The organism is Serratia surfactantfaciens (genome assembly GCF_001642805.2).
Lineage (GTDB): Bacteria > Pseudomonadota > Gammaproteobacteria > Enterobacterales > Enterobacteriaceae > Serratia > Serratia surfactantfaciens.
In genome coordinates this window covers 2,144,005-2,158,290 of the sequence record NZ_CP016948.1, presented here as the reverse complement: position 1 = coordinate 2,158,290, position 14,286 = coordinate 2,144,005, and the positions used below count along the sequence as shown (strand labels likewise).

Below are 14,286 nucleotides of genomic sequence, written 5' to 3'. Positions count from 1 at the left end.
ATGATGAGTGTACGCACAGATCGGTCAAGGCGAAACCTTTTATCGGCGCTTATGTTACATAAATATGATGAAGTTAAGGCACTTGCTGAAAATGAAAGGGCGGCTTTTGCCCGTGTGGCGTCCGCTGTGCCGTCGATAACGGCGACTTGGATCATGAGCCGAAAGGGCTATAATGCCCGCGGTTGGCATTAGACGAACGAGTGACGGAATTATGAGACGCAGTAGAAATGAAGTGGGCCGCTGGCGCATGTTGCGGCAGAGCCAACGCCGCCGGCATCGCTGGCTGGAGCGCCAGTCGTGCAGCAATCGCCATATCATCCGGGTGCGCCGCCGCCTGGACGATCAGCACCGGCGTGCGCTGCTGTTTGCGGTATCCTGCGAGTGGTAAAACGAAAACAGTCCCGTGAGGGACTGTTTTGTCATGGAGCCTGGGTTATTTGCCCAGATAGGCGTTGAGCATCCAGACCTGTTTTTCCTGTTCTTTGATGTAATCGCTCATCAGCGACGCGGTGCCTTCGTCGCCGGCATCGGCCGCCACCGTCAGCAGTTCGCGCTGCTGTTGCAGCAAGATTGAATACCCTTCCAACAGGCCGCGCAGCGTGCCTTTATCATCGGTCACGTTGGTGTGTTCCTTGATATCGGCGGTTTTCAGATAGTCGCTGTAAGCGTGACGCGGCTGCGAGCCCAGCGTCAGAATGCGTTCCGCCAGCTCATCCACCTTGGTCAGCAGATCGTTGTAAGTTTCTTCGAATTTTGCGTGCAGCTCAAAGAATTGCGGGCCGGTAATATTCCAGTGATAGCCGCGCACGTTCATATACAGCACCTGATAATTCGCCAACAGCGCATTCAGCGCTTCGGCGAGTTTTGCCGATTGTTTACTGTCGAGGCCGATATGGGTTTTCGCTGCTTTCTTCGCCGTTGCCATAATAATCTTCTCCTGATTATTCGTTCCAAGGGTAGACAGAATTCATTTCCATAGCTGTTACAGTAACCGGATTTATCGCAGGGTTAAACACGATATCAGTCATCATTGCCATCGCTCAAACCGATGACGATAAATCCGTCGAGCAAATTGCCGAATCAGTGTACGCAGGATCCGCAGACGAAAAAAGCCGCTTTTATCGGTTACTTGCGCAGCGCCAGTTTTACCGCGCCGGCGCCCAGCGCCATCAACAGCGCAGCGGCGATCAACACCGTAATAAATGCGCGATCGAAGGCCAACCGCGCCAGCTGAGTCAGCTGCTGCGCGCGATCGGCCGCCATCCCGGCCGCCAGACGCAACGCTTCGTCGATGCTGTCGTAGGCCAAATCGCTGACCGGCAGTTCCGCCGGCAGCGCCAGACTGTGGCTGTAAACCGCCGTCATCAGCCCGCCGAGCAACGTTACACCCAGCACGCCGCCCAGCTCATAGGAGACGTCCTCGATCGATGCGGCCATGCCGGATTTCTCCTCCGGCGCATTCAACATGATGGCGGTGGACGCGGCGGTGATCACGCCGCCGAGGCCAAAACCCACCAACGCCAGGCTCACCAGCTGCGGCGCCATGCCGCTCTGAGACAGCAGGGCGAGGGCGGCGATGCCGAAAGCGGTCAGGGCGAAACCGCCGAGGATGATGCTGCGTTCGCCGTAGCGCGGCAACAGCAAACCGGCCATCGGCCCCGCCAACGCCGAAGCCAGCGGGATCGGCAAGATAAACAGCGCCGCCTGCAGTGGACTGAGGCCGAGCACCAGTTGCAAGCGTTGGCTGAGTACCAGCTCGACGCCGATCAGCGCCACCATCGACAGCAGCGCTACGCCGATGCCGCCGGCGAACAGCCGGTTGCGGAACAGGGAGAAATCGATCATCGGATTGGCGCTGCGCTGCTGGCGGCGCACGAACATCGCCAGGAACAGCGCGCCGATCAGGGCCGCCGCGATCAAGGCGCCGATGTCTGGCGCCGGCTTGCTCAGCTCTTTCAGCGCGTAGATAGCGCCGACCAGGCCGATCATGATCTGTACCGAACCGACGATGTCAGAAGGGCGCGGGTTATCGCCGCCGCAGCGCGGGATCAGTTTCCACGCCAGCGGCCAGACCAGCAGCACCACCGGCACGTTGATCAGGAACACCGAACCCCACCAGAAATACTCCAGCAACAGGCCGCCGACCACCGGGCCGATGGCCGCGCCGCCGGAGGCCACCGAGGCCCAGATGCCGATCGCCAGCGCGCGCTCGCGTTCGTCGGTAAAGACGTGGCGCACGATGGACAGCGTGGCGGGCATCATCATCGCCGCGCCAACGGCGAGGAACACCCGTGCGGCGATCAGCCACTCGGCGGTTGGCGAGAAGGCGGCGCACAGAGAAGCGACGGCAAACACCGGCAGCCCGGCCAGAAACAGCCGCTTATGGCCGATGCGGTCGCTCAGCATCCCGGCGCCGGGCAACAGCCCGGCCACCACCAACGGGTAGGCGTTGACGATCCACAGTTTCTGCGAGGCGCTGGCGTCCAACGCCTGGGTCAAGCGCGGCAGCGCGGTATATAACACCGTCATATCGATAACGATCAGGAAAAGGGCGCTGGCGATCAGGGCCAGGATCAGCCAGCGGTTCTTGGCGTACATAAGTCATTCATCCACTAAAGTGGGCGGCGCGAAGGCGCCGCCATTCCGGTAACCCTCCGGCGACGCCGGGTGGTATACTGGTTGATAATATATATCCATACGTTCGTATTGAAAAGAAGGGTTTCTTAATGGGACGTCAACGCAGCATCGATCGCGATAAGGTTTTGGACACCGCCGAAGAGATCGTCGCCACTCAGGGCGCCGCCGGCTTGACCATCGACGCCGTCGCCAAAGCGATGGGGATCTCCAAGGGTGGGGTGCAGTATTGCTTCGGTAGCAAGGACGCCTTGATCGACGCCATGTTCGATCGCTGGGGCAGCGCCTATGAAGCGCTGTTCGCGGATATCGCCGGCGCCGACCCTTCGCCACAGACCGGCGTGCGGGCGCATATGTTGGCGACCCAAAGTTCGGATCAGACCGCCAGCGCCAAGGCCGCCGGGCTGATGGCGACGCTGATTCAAACGCCGGAGCATCTGGCGAGTACGCGCGAATGGTACCGCAGCCGCATCGCCGGGCTCGATTTGACGAGCGAAGAGGGCAAGCGCGCGCGCCTGGCGTTTCTCGCCACCGAAGGCGCTTTTATGCTGCGTTATTTCGGTTTGATGGATATCGACCAGGCGGAGTGGGAAACGATGTTCGCCGATATGCAGGCGTTGATACTGGCGGACGGAGATAAATAACGAATGAATTAAGCGGCAGGTGTCAGCCTGCCGCAGGATAAACCCGATTATTTATAGGCTATCGCATTGATGGTTTCGAAGGTGGTTTTGCCCTCGCGGCCAATAATGACGTAATACTTGCCGCCTTTTTCGTCCACCGCTTTCGACAGGCGCGCGTGATCGATCCCCACGGTGTCGTCGCCGTCTTGCGAAATGGTCACCGGACCAATCTCGGTATGTTTCGCCGCCTCTTCCCGGGTGATTTCAATCGCCGCCAGCGATGAGAAAGAGGTGAACGCCAGCAGTGCCAAGAGATATTTAGTTGCCTTCATAATTATTCCTTTTCGATTCGAAAATAAAAATGACCCGTAACTGCATCTGAAATACGGCTAAAGTGTAGATCAGCGGCGGCGGTTTGCTCTGCGGCGGCAATAATAAATCGCCGCTGACGGCTGTGCCTATCACACTGATAGTTAGTCAATGGGCAGCGGCAGGCGTATGTTTATCGAACAAGATATTCCCTCGAAGAACCTTTAAGCCAGCCACTCCGTGCTGGCTTTTTTTTGTTTACGTGCGGGCGGGCCCCCCGGAGAGGGGGGGCTAAGGGTTATTTACGGGCATCCAACAGCGATTGGGCATTCTCTGGGGTGACGACGGTCCACGGAATGTAGTAATGCTTCTGCGTGCCGCCTTCCCATTTCAGATCCTTGGCGTATTGTTTCCAGATATCCGACTGTGGTTGATAGCTTTCACCTTTCACGGCGCGCAATGCGACGTCGATGGAACCCTGCATCTGGCCTTTGGCGTCTTGCAGGATGGAGACCATTTCACCGGCCTGCACCGCATGAATCGCGTCGGAAACGCCGTCCACGCCAGCGATCGCGAAGTCCTTAACATTCAGGCCGGCGCCTTTAATCGCTTCAATCGCGCCCAGCGCCATCTCGTCGTTCTGGCCAATCACGCCGTTGATTTTACCCCGATGTTTCTGCAGCCAGTTTTCCATCAGCGGCTGCGCTTCAGCGCGCGACCAGTTGGCCGTTTTGCGTTCAAGCACGGTGACCTGGCCGGCGCCGCACTCGGCAATCGCTTTGTCATTGCCCTTGCCGCGCTGGATCTCGCCGCTGCCGCCTTTCGGGCCTTCGATAATCACCACGTTCACCTTATGGTTCTTGCAGTCGAGTTTGTCCAGGACGGCTTTGGCCTCGAGATATCCCCCCAGCTCATCGTTAGACACCACTTCAGAGGTCATCGCGTCCGTGTTCAGACGCGCGTTGGTGACCACCACCGGGATTTTGGCTTCGTTGGCATTGGTGACGATATCGATATTGGCCTCAAAATCCATGGGGTTGACGATAATGGCGTCGGCGCGCGTCTGGATCGCGGTGGCGGCCTGATCGTTTTGCACCGAGGCATCATAGCGTCCATCGTAGAAGGTCAGCACGGCTTCGCCGCTTTTCACCGCCGGGTGTTCCTTGCCGAATCTTTCCATCAATTGCACGAATTCGGCTTTGTTGCCGTACATCAATACCGCGATTTTAACCGGGGCCGCCTGAGCAGCCGACAGGCTGCCGAACATCATGGCAGAGGCAAACAACGCTATCTTGGTCTTATTCATGGTTTTCTCCTGGTAGAGTTGGGTCTGATGTTATTAATCGCGCTGTTGCTTACGCGATGGGTCGAGCAAGACGGCAAGAACGATCAATGCGCCTTTGATAATTTGTTGGTAATACGATTGCACGCCAAGCAGATCGAGGCCGTTATTCATCACCCCGATGATCAGCACGCCGAAGAAGGTGCCGACCAGCGTACCGACGCCGCCCGCCATGCTGGTACCGCCGATCACCACCGCGGCGATGGCGTCCAGCTCATAGCCTGCGCCGGCGTTGGTTTGCGCCGAACCGGTGCGCGCGGTGAGGATCAAACCGGCGATGCCGGCCAGCGCGCCGCACAGCGTATACACCAGTATCTTGATACGAGTGACGTTAATCCCAGAGGTGCGTGCGCTTTTCGGGTTGCCGCCGACGGCGTAGATGTAGCGCCCGAAGAGGGTTTTATTCAGCACCAGCCAGGCGAGGGCGAACAGCACGATGAAGATGATGACGGGCACCGGAACGCCGCCGACATAACCATTGCCCAACCAGCGGAAATCGCTGTTCAATTGCGAAACCGGATTGCCGTTGGTAGTCAGCATGGTTAAACCGCGCGCCGCAGAGAGCATGCCCATGGTGACGATAAAGGGTTGCAGCCGGTAGCGGGCTAACACGGTGCCGTTCACCAGGCCGCAGACGATGCCGATGCCCAGCGCCACAATCAGCGGTGCCATGACGGCGGTCGCGGTATCGCCGATAGCCAATCCGCTATTGTTGGTGGCGAAACGGGCGGCGACGATCCCGCTTAACGCCAACACCGAACCCACGGAGAGATCGACGCCGGCGGTGATGATGACGAAGGTCATGCCGATTGCCAGAATGCCGTTGATCGAGACCTGGCGCAGGACGATCAGGGTGTTTTCATTGCTGAGAAAATAATTGCTGCTCCAGGCCCCCTGGGCGACCTGATATTCGCCAATCAGCGCCACGGTCAGGCACAGGGCGAAAAAGGCGATGATAATGCCGTATTTGTGCATACGGCGCTTATTGCGGGTGAAAAATGACATTCCTGGTGATAAGGAGTGGGCGCTGCTCATTGTTATTCTCTCTCTGTTAAACCGCGAGTTTCATCAGTGCTGCCTGAGTCGCATGGGTTGCCGAAAGTTCGCCGGCCAACTGCCCGTCACGGAACACCAATATGCGATCGCTCATGCCTATGATTTCCGAAAGTTCGGAGGAAACCATGATGATCCCTTTGTTTTGCAAGGCGAATTCCGACATGAATCGATAGATCTCTTTTTTGGCGCCGACGTCGATGCCGCGCGTCGGCTCGTCGAGCAGCAAAACCTCCGGATCCAGCAGCGCCCAGCGGCCCAGCACCACTTTTTGCTGGTTGCCGCCGCTCAGGTTGCCCACCGGCTGCTCGCCGTCGTGGGTTTTAACGTTGAAGCGCTGGATCATGTCGCGGGTACGCGCTTGCTCCCGTTTCTCGCTGACAAATCCCATCCGGCTGATGTCGGCGAAAGAGGCGATATTGATGTTTTCGCTGACGGAGCGGCACAGCACCAGGCCGGTTTCCTTACGGTCTTCCGTTACATAGGCGATACCGCTGTCGATGGCTTCGCGCGGGGAGTGACGGCTCAGCGTTTTGTCGCCCAAGCGAATCGTGCCGCTGTCGGCATGCTGAACGCCGAAGATAAGATCGAGGAACTCGCTGCGGCCCGATCCCACCAGGCCGTAGATGCCCAGGATTTCGCCGTGCTTAAGCTGCAGGCTGATATCTTTGATCTTGTCGCGCCAACACAGGTTGTTAACTTCCAGCAACACCGCCTCGCCGGGTTGATTGAATTTGGCGAACTCGCTGTCGTACTCGCCGCCGATAATGTGTTCTATCAGCTGTTCACGGGTAATGTCGGCGATATAGCCTTCATGGATGTAGGCGCCATCGCGAAAAATGGTGTAGCTGTCCGCGATCTGGAAGATCTCTGACAAGCGGTGAGACACATAGATAATGCCTTTGCCTTTCGCCGCCAGTTGCTGCAGCGTCTGAAAGATTTTCTGCGCATCTTCTTCGCCAATCGCCGAGGTGGGCTCATCCATGATGATGATGTCGGCATTGGCATGCGACAGCGCCTTGGCGATCTCGACCAGCTGTTGCTCGGCGACGCTCAGATTGCGCATCTTTTCCCGGGCGTCGATCTTGAAATCCAGTTCATTGAGCAGGCTGGTCGTGCGTTGGTTGAGCGTCGCGAAGTCGACGAACCCCAGGCGCCTCGGCTCGCGGCCCAGCCAAATGTTCTCGGCCACCGTCAGGTCCGGGATCGCGCTCAACTCCTGTTGCACAATGGCGATGCCGGCGTTGAGGGCATCGCGGGGATGATCAAATTCGCAGCGTTGGCCATGGATAAAAATGTCGCCGCCATCGGGTTGAATAAAGCCCATCAGAATGCTGAGAAAGGTGGATTTACCCGCGCCGTTGCCGCCGCACAGGGCATGGATGGACCCGCGCCGCAGGCAAAACTCTGCATTTTTAAGCGCCACGACCGGGCCAAAGGCTTTCCTGACGCCGCTGACTTCCAGCAGGTAGGCGGGGGCTGACGTATGGGGATCTTGCGTCACAGTTGCACCTCCGGGTAGGTTCGTTGCAAACGCTGCAGGTACCGTTGATAAAGCGTCTCGTACTGCGTTTGTCGGTCGGCGTTTGGCGTCGCGCGCGTGGCTTCATCCAGTGAAACGAAGCGTTGGCACAGTTCAGCCAATAATTCGGCGGCGCTCTGGTTCGGGCGATCGGCCAACGATGTCGCCCACATCGCCTGAATGGCGCCGCCCAACGCGGCGGTCTCTTTGACTTTCAGACAGACCACCGGGCATCCCATCACGTCCGCGACGATTTGTCGCCAGGCGGCGCTGCGGGCGCCGCCGCCGGTGAGACGGATCTCGCGCGTTTCGATGCCCTGGCGGCGGAACAGCTCGATGCCATAGCGCAGGCCGTAGGTGGCGCTCTCTACTACGGCCAGGCAGAGGTTGGCACGGGTAAAATTGTCGCTATCCAGGTTATGCAGGCTGGCGCGCGCGTGGGGCAGCGGCGGAACGCGTTCGCCGTTGAAGAACGGCAGCATCTCGACGCCGCCGGCGCCCGGTGCGGCCTGCGCCAATAGGGCGTTGAAGCCGGCAAGATCTTCGTCCAGCAGCGTTTGCATCGCGGTGGTGGCCGAGGTGACATTCATGGTGCATATCAACGGCAACCACCCGTTGGTGCTGGAGCAGAAACCGGCAATCATGTCCGACTCCGCCACGACGGGCGCGGCGGACCAGGCGAATAGCGTGCCGGAAGTGCCCAGGCTCAGGGTGACGGCGCCTGCCTCGATGTTGCCGGCGCCGATGGCCGCCATCATATTGTCGCCGCCGCCGGTCGAGACCCTGGCGGTGGGGCTGAGGCCGAGCTTTTCCGCCGCGACAGGGCGCACTGTGCCGATGCAGCATTCCGCGCTTTTGAGCGGCGGCAGGGCTTGCCACAGGCGGCCGCTGTCGTCGATGAGATCGACGGCGGTTTTGCTCCAGCTGCGGGTGCGCACATCGAGCAGCCCGGTGCCGGAGGCGTCGCCGTATTCCGCCACGCGTTCCCCGGTCAGCCAGAAGTTTAAATAATCATGGGGCAGCAGCACGGTGTGCAGTTTTGCCCAGAGCGCCGGGTGGTGCGTCTTGAACCAAAGGATTTTCGACGCGGTGTAACCGGTGGCGACCCGCAGACCGAGTGTTTCCAGCGAGCCGTTGGCGCCGCCGAGCCGCTGCAGCAGCCGTTCGTTTTCCTCTGCGGTTTCGGTATCGCACCACAGCTTGACGCTGTGCAGCACGTTGCCTTGTGCGTCCAGCGGCACGAAGCCATGCTGCTGGCCCGAAACCCCCAACGCGTTAATCTCGCGTGCGTCGACGCCGGCGTTGGTCACCGCTTGTTGAAACGCGATGATCAGCGCGTCAACCCACCAGTCGGCCTCTTGTTCGCGCCGGCCGTTGGAATGGCTGATGAGGCGGTGAGGGGCGCTGCCCTCACCGAGGATCACGCCCTGTGCGCTGTCGACAATCACGACTTTCGTGCCTTGCGTACCGCAGTCTATGCCAGCATAGAGCGTCATAGGTTTACTCCATCTCCAGCATGATTTTGATGTCTGAGGCATGCCCCGCCGCCGCGCGTTCGAAGGCGGCCACGCTGTCGGAGAACTTGTAGGTCTGACTGATTAAAGGCTGGACGCGCAATTTGCCGCTGCTCAACAGCCGCAGCGTGCGCGGATACATGTTGGCGTAGCGGAAGATGGTCTTGAAGGTAATTTCCTTGGCCTGCGCCGCGACGATATCCATCGGCGCAGCGTCGATCGGCATGCCGACCAGCACCGCGGTCGCGCCCGGCGCCGCATGCTCAGCCAGCGTTGCGATAGCCGGTTTTGCGCCGCTGCATTCAAACACGACATCGGCGCCGTTGCCGCTGGTGAGCGCGGCCACTTTCCCCGCCAGGTCGCCGGTTTTGATATTGACGGCGTGCAACCCTTCGTAGCTGGCCGCCACCGCGAGTTTCTCGTCAAACAGGTCGCAAATAATGACGTCCGAACAGCCGCCCGCCAGTGCGGCAAGGGCCGTTACCACGCCGATCGGCCCGGCGCCGATCACCAGCGCGATGTCGCCGGGTTTAATCCCGGCTTTGGTGGCCGCTTGCATACCGATAGCCAAGGGCTCAACCATGGCGCCTTCAGCAAAACTGACGTTGTCCGGCAATTTGAACGTGAACGCGGCGGGGTGGATGACGGTTTCGCGCAGGCAGCCGTGCACCGGCGGCGTTGCCCAGAAGCGAACGGCCGGGTCAAGGTTGTAAATACCGGCGCGCGTTTGGGCCGAGTTGAGATCGGGAATGCCGGGCTCCATGCAAACGCGATCGCCGACGCTGAGGTGAGTGACATTTTCGCCAGTCGCAAGCACCACGCCGGAAGCTTCATGGCCGAGCACCATCGGGGCGTTAACCACGAACGGGCCAATGCGGCCATGCTGGTAATAGTGCACATCGCTGCCGCAGATACCTACGGAATGAATTTTAATCTGCACATCATCGGGCCCCAGCGCCTCGGCCAGCTGGACGTCCTCAATAGCGATTTGCCCCGCCTTGGCCAACACTAATGCTTTCATATTGCCTCCTGGTGAATCATTTTTATGGTAACGATATCATTTCAATGCGGCGATAGTGGGCCAAAGCGGGTGGTTAAACTGTGATCAATGTTGGAATTGCTCGACGAGAGTTAATTTTGCTGGGGGGTTGTTATTCAATATGGAGATGGCGGTCACAAAACCGGCGGGGCAATGACGGTTTTAATATCGGCGTGTTGATATCGATACCGTTACTTTGCAGGGAAAATGATGAACAAACAACAAAACGCCAAAGCCGCCACGCTGGAATATTTGCGCCAGGCGGACATTGTCCTGACGAAAGACGAGCAGCAACGTATTGAAATTGCAACTTTTGGTCTGGCTGACTATCCCGTGTCGGGATTGCAGCTGCTGACTTACGTCAACTCCCCCCGGTATTGTGCGAAAGAGTTGGTGCTCTTTCCGGGGCAGACCTGCCCAGAGCATTTGCATCCGCCTTTCGCCGGCACGCCCGGTAAGCAAGAGACTTTTCGTTGCCGTTGGGGGGAGGTATTTCTGTTTGTCGATGATGAAAACCTGACGCCCAACGATCGTGGAGGCGAGTTGGCATGTCGGGTGCCCGCAGGGGCGGAGCAGTGGTATACCTGCGATCGCTATATCCTTCTGCGGCCGGGTGAGCAATACACCATCGCCCCCAACACCCGGCACTGGTTTCAGGCGGGAAAGCAGGGCGCGGTGGTCTCCGAGTTCTCTTCCGAGAGCCGCGACGAGCTGGATATTTTTACCGATCCGCGTATTAACCGCCTTGCAGGCGTAAACCATTAGCGCCATGGGCAAAGTTCTGTCATGATGCCGAGAATGGTACGAAATGATATCTTCAAGCTAAGGAGCTGCATTTGGCAGTGGATCGAGGACGGAAAGCGACGCTGGCCAGCGTCGCCGCACAGGCGAATGTCAGCAAAATAACCGCTTCGCGGGCGTTTTCACAGCCGGACAAGGTCCATCCGGAAACGTTGAGGAGAATTCGCGAGACTGCCGCCGAACTCGGTTACGTGGTCAATGCCGCCGCGCGCAATCTGCGAGCGAAAAGCAGCAGAACCATCGGTATCGTCAATCCTGATATGGCCAACCCATTCTTTGGCGGCCTGACGCGCCTGATGACGCTCGAAGCGCAAAAAATGGGGTACGACACCCTGGTGTTCGACTCCTATGAGTCTCAGGAAAGCGAAGACAGAATCATCGACAAACTCATTGGCTACAACGTCGATGCGATCATTCTATCGGTCATTTCCAACGATCATTTGTACCAGCCTTCCTATCTGAAACGCTTGGAAACGCTCAATATCCCGGTGGTGCTGATCGATAGGGAATTGGACAGCCGCCATTGCAGCGGGGTGTATATCGATAACCTGGACTGCGGTCTCCAGGCGGGGCGTTGGCTGCTGGAACAGCAGGCGCAGCGGGTAGTGGTGGTCTCCGGGCCGGAGAATTCCAATGTGGCGCGTGACAGGGTCACTGGATTGCAAGCGGCTTTGCAAGGCAAAGTGGCGTCGCTGGAAGTGCTGTACGCCGATTTCTTTATGGATGTCGCCTGGCAAGAGACGAGCCGTTGGCTGGCCAACAACCGCGCCCCGGACTTTTTCGTCGGCTGCAACAACCAAATCTCCCTGGGCATCATCAAGGCCTGCATCGAACATCGGCTGCCGTTGATGCAGGAGGTGTCGCTGTTCAGCATCGATGAGGTTTCGCATGCCGAGATTTACGGTTTTCATTTCCCCTGCGTGTCGCATGATTTGCAAGAGATCGCCTGGCAGGCCTTAAATCTGGCAATTCGCCGCATTGCCGATCCTGACATTAAACCGGGCAAGGTGGTGGTGCGGGGAAAACTCGTTATATAACCGCAGGCGCAACCTTATAAGGCGGCCTTGGCACGCGCGCTCCGCGCGTCAGTTTGCCTCCAGCCCAAACAGCGTCGCCGCATTGCGATCCAAAATGGCGCTCGCTTCTTCCTCCGGCAATCCGGCACGCCGGATGTAGTCCACCGTGGTTTGAAACAGCTCGCCCGGCTGGAACGGAAAATCGGTGCCGAACAGCAGCCGCTCGGTGCCGAATGTCGCTGCTGCCGCTTGCAACGCAGGCACCTGATCGTGTCCTACCGTGTCGTACCACATGCGCAGGGCGGCGCAGCTCGGGGGTTCCGGCGTATCCGGCGCTTCCCACGCGACGGTTTGGTCGAGGCGTTCCAGCGTCATTGGCAGCAGGCCGCCCAGATGCGGAACGATGATTTTCATCTCCGGAAAGCGTAGAGGGATGCCGTTGAGGATAAAGTGCATGGCGGCGACCGTGTCTTCGATCGGCGCACCGATCGACCAGGTCAAGGCGTAATCGGCGATCAGCGGCGAGTGCGCGCCGCGGCCGGCGGGATGAATGGCCAGCACGCTGCGGCGGCGGTTGAGTTCCTGATAGAGCGGCTCGAACAGCGGGTTGGCGATAGAGAGCCCGAGTACTGAGGTGGTGATGCAGGCGCCCAGCATGCCGAGCTGGGTCAAGGCTCTGTCCAGCTCGCGTAACGCAGCGTCGATGTGCGGCAGCGGCAAAGAAGCGATGGCCCGGAAGCGGGTGGGATAACGCGCTGCCAGCTCCGCATATTCATCGTTGATCCGGCGCGCGGCATCAACGGCCGCCTGTTCGTCTTCCAGGTGCGGCGACAGCGGCGTCGCCGACAAGATTTGCATGTCGATGCCGGCGCTGTCCAGCAGGGCGAAGCGGGCTGCCAGCTCGCGATCGCTGCGGCCGGCGCCCAATTGCCGATAGGCGGCGACTTCGTGCAGGCCATGAGATTGCAAAAGATCCAGATACTCTGTGCTCCACAGGTGAGCGTGAACATCGAGTCGCATCGGTCGATCTCCCGGAGTACGCGGCGATGCCGCGGGTTCAGGAGAGTATAGGCAGGCGGCGCTACAGCGCCCGAAGGGAAGGCATTTTTTCTACCGATGAGGGCGGACGAGAGCACGCATTGATCCGGGAACGGTACGCCGCTCCCGGTCAGGTAATGAGGTCAGAATACCTGCTTGAACGGTTTCACCGTCACGTCGGCGTAGACGCCGGCGGCGATATAGGGATCCTGCTGCGCCCAGGTCTGGGCTTCCGCCAGCGAAGCGAACTCGGCGATCACCGTTGAACCGGTAAAGCCGGCGGCGCCGGGATCGTTGCTGTCAATAGCCGGGTTAGGGCCGGCGACCACCAGGCGGCCGGCGTCGCGCAGCGCCTGCAGGCGCGCCAGATGCGCCGGGCGCACCGCCAGGCGGTTTTCCAGCGAGTTGGGGACGTCTTGCGCGTAGATCAGATAAAGCATGTTTCACCTTTAAAATCATGGCTATAAAACGGTGCTATCAAGGTAGCGCAAAAGACGCGGCAGGGGAACGGCGCGCGGCGAATTTCCCGGCGGATTGGCGCTTATGCCTTGAAGCCGCTACTTTTTATTCGTATAGTGCGGCGCGCTTAAACTGATATGCCATTGAGGTGAGGATATGACGGAACTGGTAAGGGAAAAACTCGATTTGCCTGCGGGCAAAAGCAAACTGCTGCTGCATTCGTGCTGCGCGCCCTGTTCCGGCGAGGTGATGGAAGCGATCCAGGCGTCCGGGATCGAATACGCCATTTTCTTCTATAACCCCAACATTCACCCGCAAAAAGAGTATCTGTTGCGCAAAGAAGAGAATATCCGTTTCGCCGAGCAGCACGGGGTGCCGATTATCGATGCCGATTACGACACCGACAACTGGTTCGCTCGCGCCAAAGGGATGGAGCATGAGCCGGAGCGCGGCATTCGCTGCACCATGTGCTTCGATATGCGTTTCGAGCGCACGGCGCTGTATGCGCATGAGCATGGTTACGACACCATCTCCAGCTCGCTGGGTATCTCGCGCTGGAAGAACATGCAGCAGATCACCGACTGCGGCGTCCGGGCGGCGGAAAAGTATCCCGATCTGGTGTATTGGGATTACAACTGGCGCAAGAAGGGCGGTTCGTCGCGCATGATAGAGATCAGCAAACGCGAACGCTTCTATCAGCAGGAATACTGCGGCTGCGTCTATTCGCTGCGCGACACCAACCTGCATCGCAAAGCGCAGGGGCGGCCGCTGATTAAGCTGGGCGTGCTCTACTATGGCGATGAAGAATAACGCTTAATCACCGCAATCGACCCGCTACGGCGGGTTTTTTATTTTTAGCGCTCGGCCAAACGTTAATGAAGCGTGTTGATTCGGCGGTTAAAAAGCAACGGCCAGGTTAATATCCTTATGAGTTTG

At 59.0% G+C, this 14,286-nt stretch carries 15 protein-coding genes; 5 read left to right on the top strand and 10 right to left on the bottom strand.

What is annotated here, in order from left to right; genetic code table 11:
• Positions 1 to 211 precede the first annotated feature (211 nt).
• Positions 212 to 388 carry a YciY family protein gene (locus ATE40_RS10150; RefSeq protein WP_025159792.1) on the top strand — a complete coding sequence of 59 codons (177 nt, stop codon included), beginning with the start codon at positions 212 to 214 and terminating at the stop codon, positions 386 to 388.
• A gap of 45 nt (positions 389 to 433) precedes the next feature.
• Here the strand turns inward: ATE40_RS10150 and ATE40_RS10145 are convergent, their stop codons facing one another.
• Together ATE40_RS10145 and smfY are read right to left on the bottom strand one after the other, a co-directional pair.
• Complete coding sequence (locus tag ATE40_RS10145; protein WP_019452735.1) at positions 434 to 925, bottom strand: Dps family protein; 492 nt, start codon at positions 923 to 925, stop codon at positions 434 to 436.
• 200 nt (positions 926 to 1,125) lie between these two features.
• Positions 1,126 to 2,598, bottom strand: a complete 1,473-nt coding sequence (gene smfY / locus ATE40_RS10140) for a multidrug efflux MFS transporter SmfY (RefSeq protein WP_019452734.1) — start codon at positions 2,596 to 2,598, stop codon at positions 1,126 to 1,128.
• A 128-nt stretch (positions 2,599 to 2,726) separates the two neighbouring features.
• Between smfY and ATE40_RS10135 the strand changes: the two genes are divergently transcribed.
• Positions 2,727 to 3,278, top strand: a complete 552-nt coding sequence (locus ATE40_RS10135; RefSeq protein WP_063918452.1) for a TetR/AcrR family transcriptional regulator — start codon at positions 2,727 to 2,729, stop codon at positions 3,276 to 3,278.
• 47 nt (positions 3,279 to 3,325) lie between these two features.
• Here the strand turns inward: ATE40_RS10135 and ATE40_RS10130 are convergent, their stop codons facing one another.
• The 6 genes from ATE40_RS10130 to ATE40_RS10105 all read right to left on the bottom strand — a co-directional run bounded on the left by ATE40_RS10130 (position 3,326) and on the right by ATE40_RS10105 (position 10,018).
• Entirely contained in the window at positions 3,326 to 3,589 is a 264-nt protein-coding gene (locus tag ATE40_RS10130) for a hypothetical protein (protein WP_019452732.1), read from the bottom strand.
• 275 nt (positions 3,590 to 3,864) lie between these two features.
• Positions 3,865 to 4,872 (bottom strand): substrate-binding domain-containing protein, encoded by a 1,008-nt coding sequence (locus tag ATE40_RS10125; RefSeq protein WP_019452731.1) that lies wholly within the window; start codon positions 4,870 to 4,872, stop codon positions 3,865 to 3,867.
• Between the two features lie 33 nt (positions 4,873 to 4,905).
• Positions 4,906 to 5,943, bottom strand: coding sequence for an ABC transporter permease (locus ATE40_RS10120; RefSeq protein WP_043128958.1), 1,038 nt, complete (start codon positions 5,941 to 5,943; stop codon positions 4,906 to 4,908).
• Positions 5,944 to 5,959: 16 nt separating this feature from the next.
• Complete coding sequence (locus ATE40_RS10115; protein ID WP_063918451.1) at positions 5,960 to 7,465, bottom strand: sugar ABC transporter ATP-binding protein; 1,506 nt, start codon at positions 7,463 to 7,465, stop codon at positions 5,960 to 5,962.
• Positions 7,462 to 8,979, bottom strand: a complete 1,518-nt coding sequence (gene xylB / locus ATE40_RS10110; protein ID WP_063918450.1) for a xylulokinase — start codon at positions 8,977 to 8,979, stop codon at positions 7,462 to 7,464. The genes ATE40_RS10115 and xylB overlap by 4 nt, the downstream gene beginning before the upstream one ends.
• Positions 8,980 to 8,983: 4 nt before the next feature.
• Positions 8,984 to 10,018 (bottom strand): NAD(P)-dependent alcohol dehydrogenase, encoded by a 1,035-nt coding sequence (locus tag ATE40_RS10105; protein ID WP_063918449.1) that lies wholly within the window; start codon positions 10,016 to 10,018, stop codon positions 8,984 to 8,986.
• Between the two features lie 228 nt (positions 10,019 to 10,246).
• On the opposite strand from ATE40_RS10105, the gene ATE40_RS10100 reads away from it, so the two are divergent.
• Both ATE40_RS10100 and ATE40_RS10095 read left to right on the top strand, forming a co-directional pair.
• Positions 10,247 to 10,801, top strand: a complete 555-nt coding sequence (locus ATE40_RS10100) for a D-lyxose/D-mannose family sugar isomerase (protein WP_019452726.1) — start codon at positions 10,247 to 10,249, stop codon at positions 10,799 to 10,801.
• 71 nt (positions 10,802 to 10,872) lie between these two features.
• A complete protein-coding gene (locus tag ATE40_RS10095; RefSeq protein WP_063918448.1) occupies positions 10,873 to 11,874 on the top strand; it encodes a LacI family DNA-binding transcriptional regulator in 1,002 nt (333 codons plus the stop codon).
• Between the two features lie 48 nt (positions 11,875 to 11,922).
• Here the strand turns inward: ATE40_RS10095 and ATE40_RS10090 are convergent, their stop codons facing one another.
• Both ATE40_RS10090 and ATE40_RS10085 read right to left on the bottom strand, forming a co-directional pair.
• Positions 11,923 to 12,873 carry an amidohydrolase family protein gene (locus ATE40_RS10090; RefSeq protein WP_063918447.1) on the bottom strand — a complete coding sequence of 317 codons (951 nt, stop codon included), beginning with the start codon at positions 12,871 to 12,873 and terminating at the stop codon, positions 11,923 to 11,925.
• Between the two features lie 161 nt (positions 12,874 to 13,034).
• The gene (locus ATE40_RS10085; protein WP_063918446.1) at positions 13,035 to 13,331 is read right to left on the bottom strand and encodes a YciI family protein; all 297 of its coding nucleotides are present in this window, start codon (positions 13,329 to 13,331) and stop codon (positions 13,035 to 13,037) included.
• 175 nt (positions 13,332 to 13,506) lie between these two features.
• Here ATE40_RS10085 and ATE40_RS10080 point away from each other — a divergent pair, with 175 nt between their 5' ends.
• Positions 13,507 to 14,160, top strand: coding sequence for an epoxyqueuosine reductase QueH (locus ATE40_RS10080; protein ID WP_019452723.1), 654 nt, complete (start codon positions 13,507 to 13,509; stop codon positions 14,158 to 14,160).
• Positions 14,161 to 14,286: the final 126 nt, after the last annotated feature.

Coding starts and splice junctions, on each gene's coding strand:
- ATE40_RS10150 (WP_025159792.1), top strand. CDS start 212: ATGAGACGCAGTAGAAATGAAGTGGGCCGCTGGCGCATGTTGCGGCAG.
- ATE40_RS10145 (WP_019452735.1), bottom strand. CDS start 925: ATGGCAACGGCGAAGAAAGCAGCGAAAACCCATATCGGCCTCGACAGT.
- smfY (WP_019452734.1), bottom strand. CDS start 2,598: ATGTACGCCAAGAACCGCTGGCTGATCCTGGCCCTGATCGCCAGCGCC.
- ATE40_RS10135 (WP_063918452.1), top strand. CDS start 2,727: ATGGGACGTCAACGCAGCATCGATCGCGATAAGGTTTTGGACACCGCC.
- ATE40_RS10130 (WP_019452732.1), bottom strand. CDS start 3,589: ATGAAGGCAACTAAATATCTCTTGGCACTGCTGGCGTTCACCTCTTTC.
- ATE40_RS10125 (WP_019452731.1), bottom strand. CDS start 4,872: ATGAATAAGACCAAGATAGCGTTGTTTGCCTCTGCCATGATGTTCGGC.
- ATE40_RS10120 (WP_043128958.1), bottom strand. CDS start 5,943: ATGAGCAGCGCCCACTCCTTATCACCAGGAATGTCATTTTTCACCCGC.
- xylB (WP_063918450.1), bottom strand. CDS start 8,979: ATGACGCTCTATGCTGGCATAGACTGCGGTACGCAAGGCACGAAAGTC.
- ATE40_RS10105 (WP_063918449.1), bottom strand. CDS start 10,018: ATGAAAGCATTAGTGTTGGCCAAGGCGGGGCAAATCGCTATTGAGGAC.
- ATE40_RS10100 (WP_019452726.1), top strand. CDS start 10,247: ATGAACAAACAACAAAACGCCAAAGCCGCCACGCTGGAATATTTGCGC.
- ATE40_RS10090 (WP_063918447.1), bottom strand. CDS start 12,873: ATGCGACTCGATGTTCACGCTCACCTGTGGAGCACAGAGTATCTGGAT.
- ATE40_RS10085 (WP_063918446.1), bottom strand. CDS start 13,331: ATGCTTTATCTGATCTACGCGCAAGACGTCCCCAACTCGCTGGAAAAC.
- ATE40_RS10080 (WP_019452723.1), top strand. CDS start 13,507: ATGACGGAACTGGTAAGGGAAAAACTCGATTTGCCTGCGGGCAAAAGC.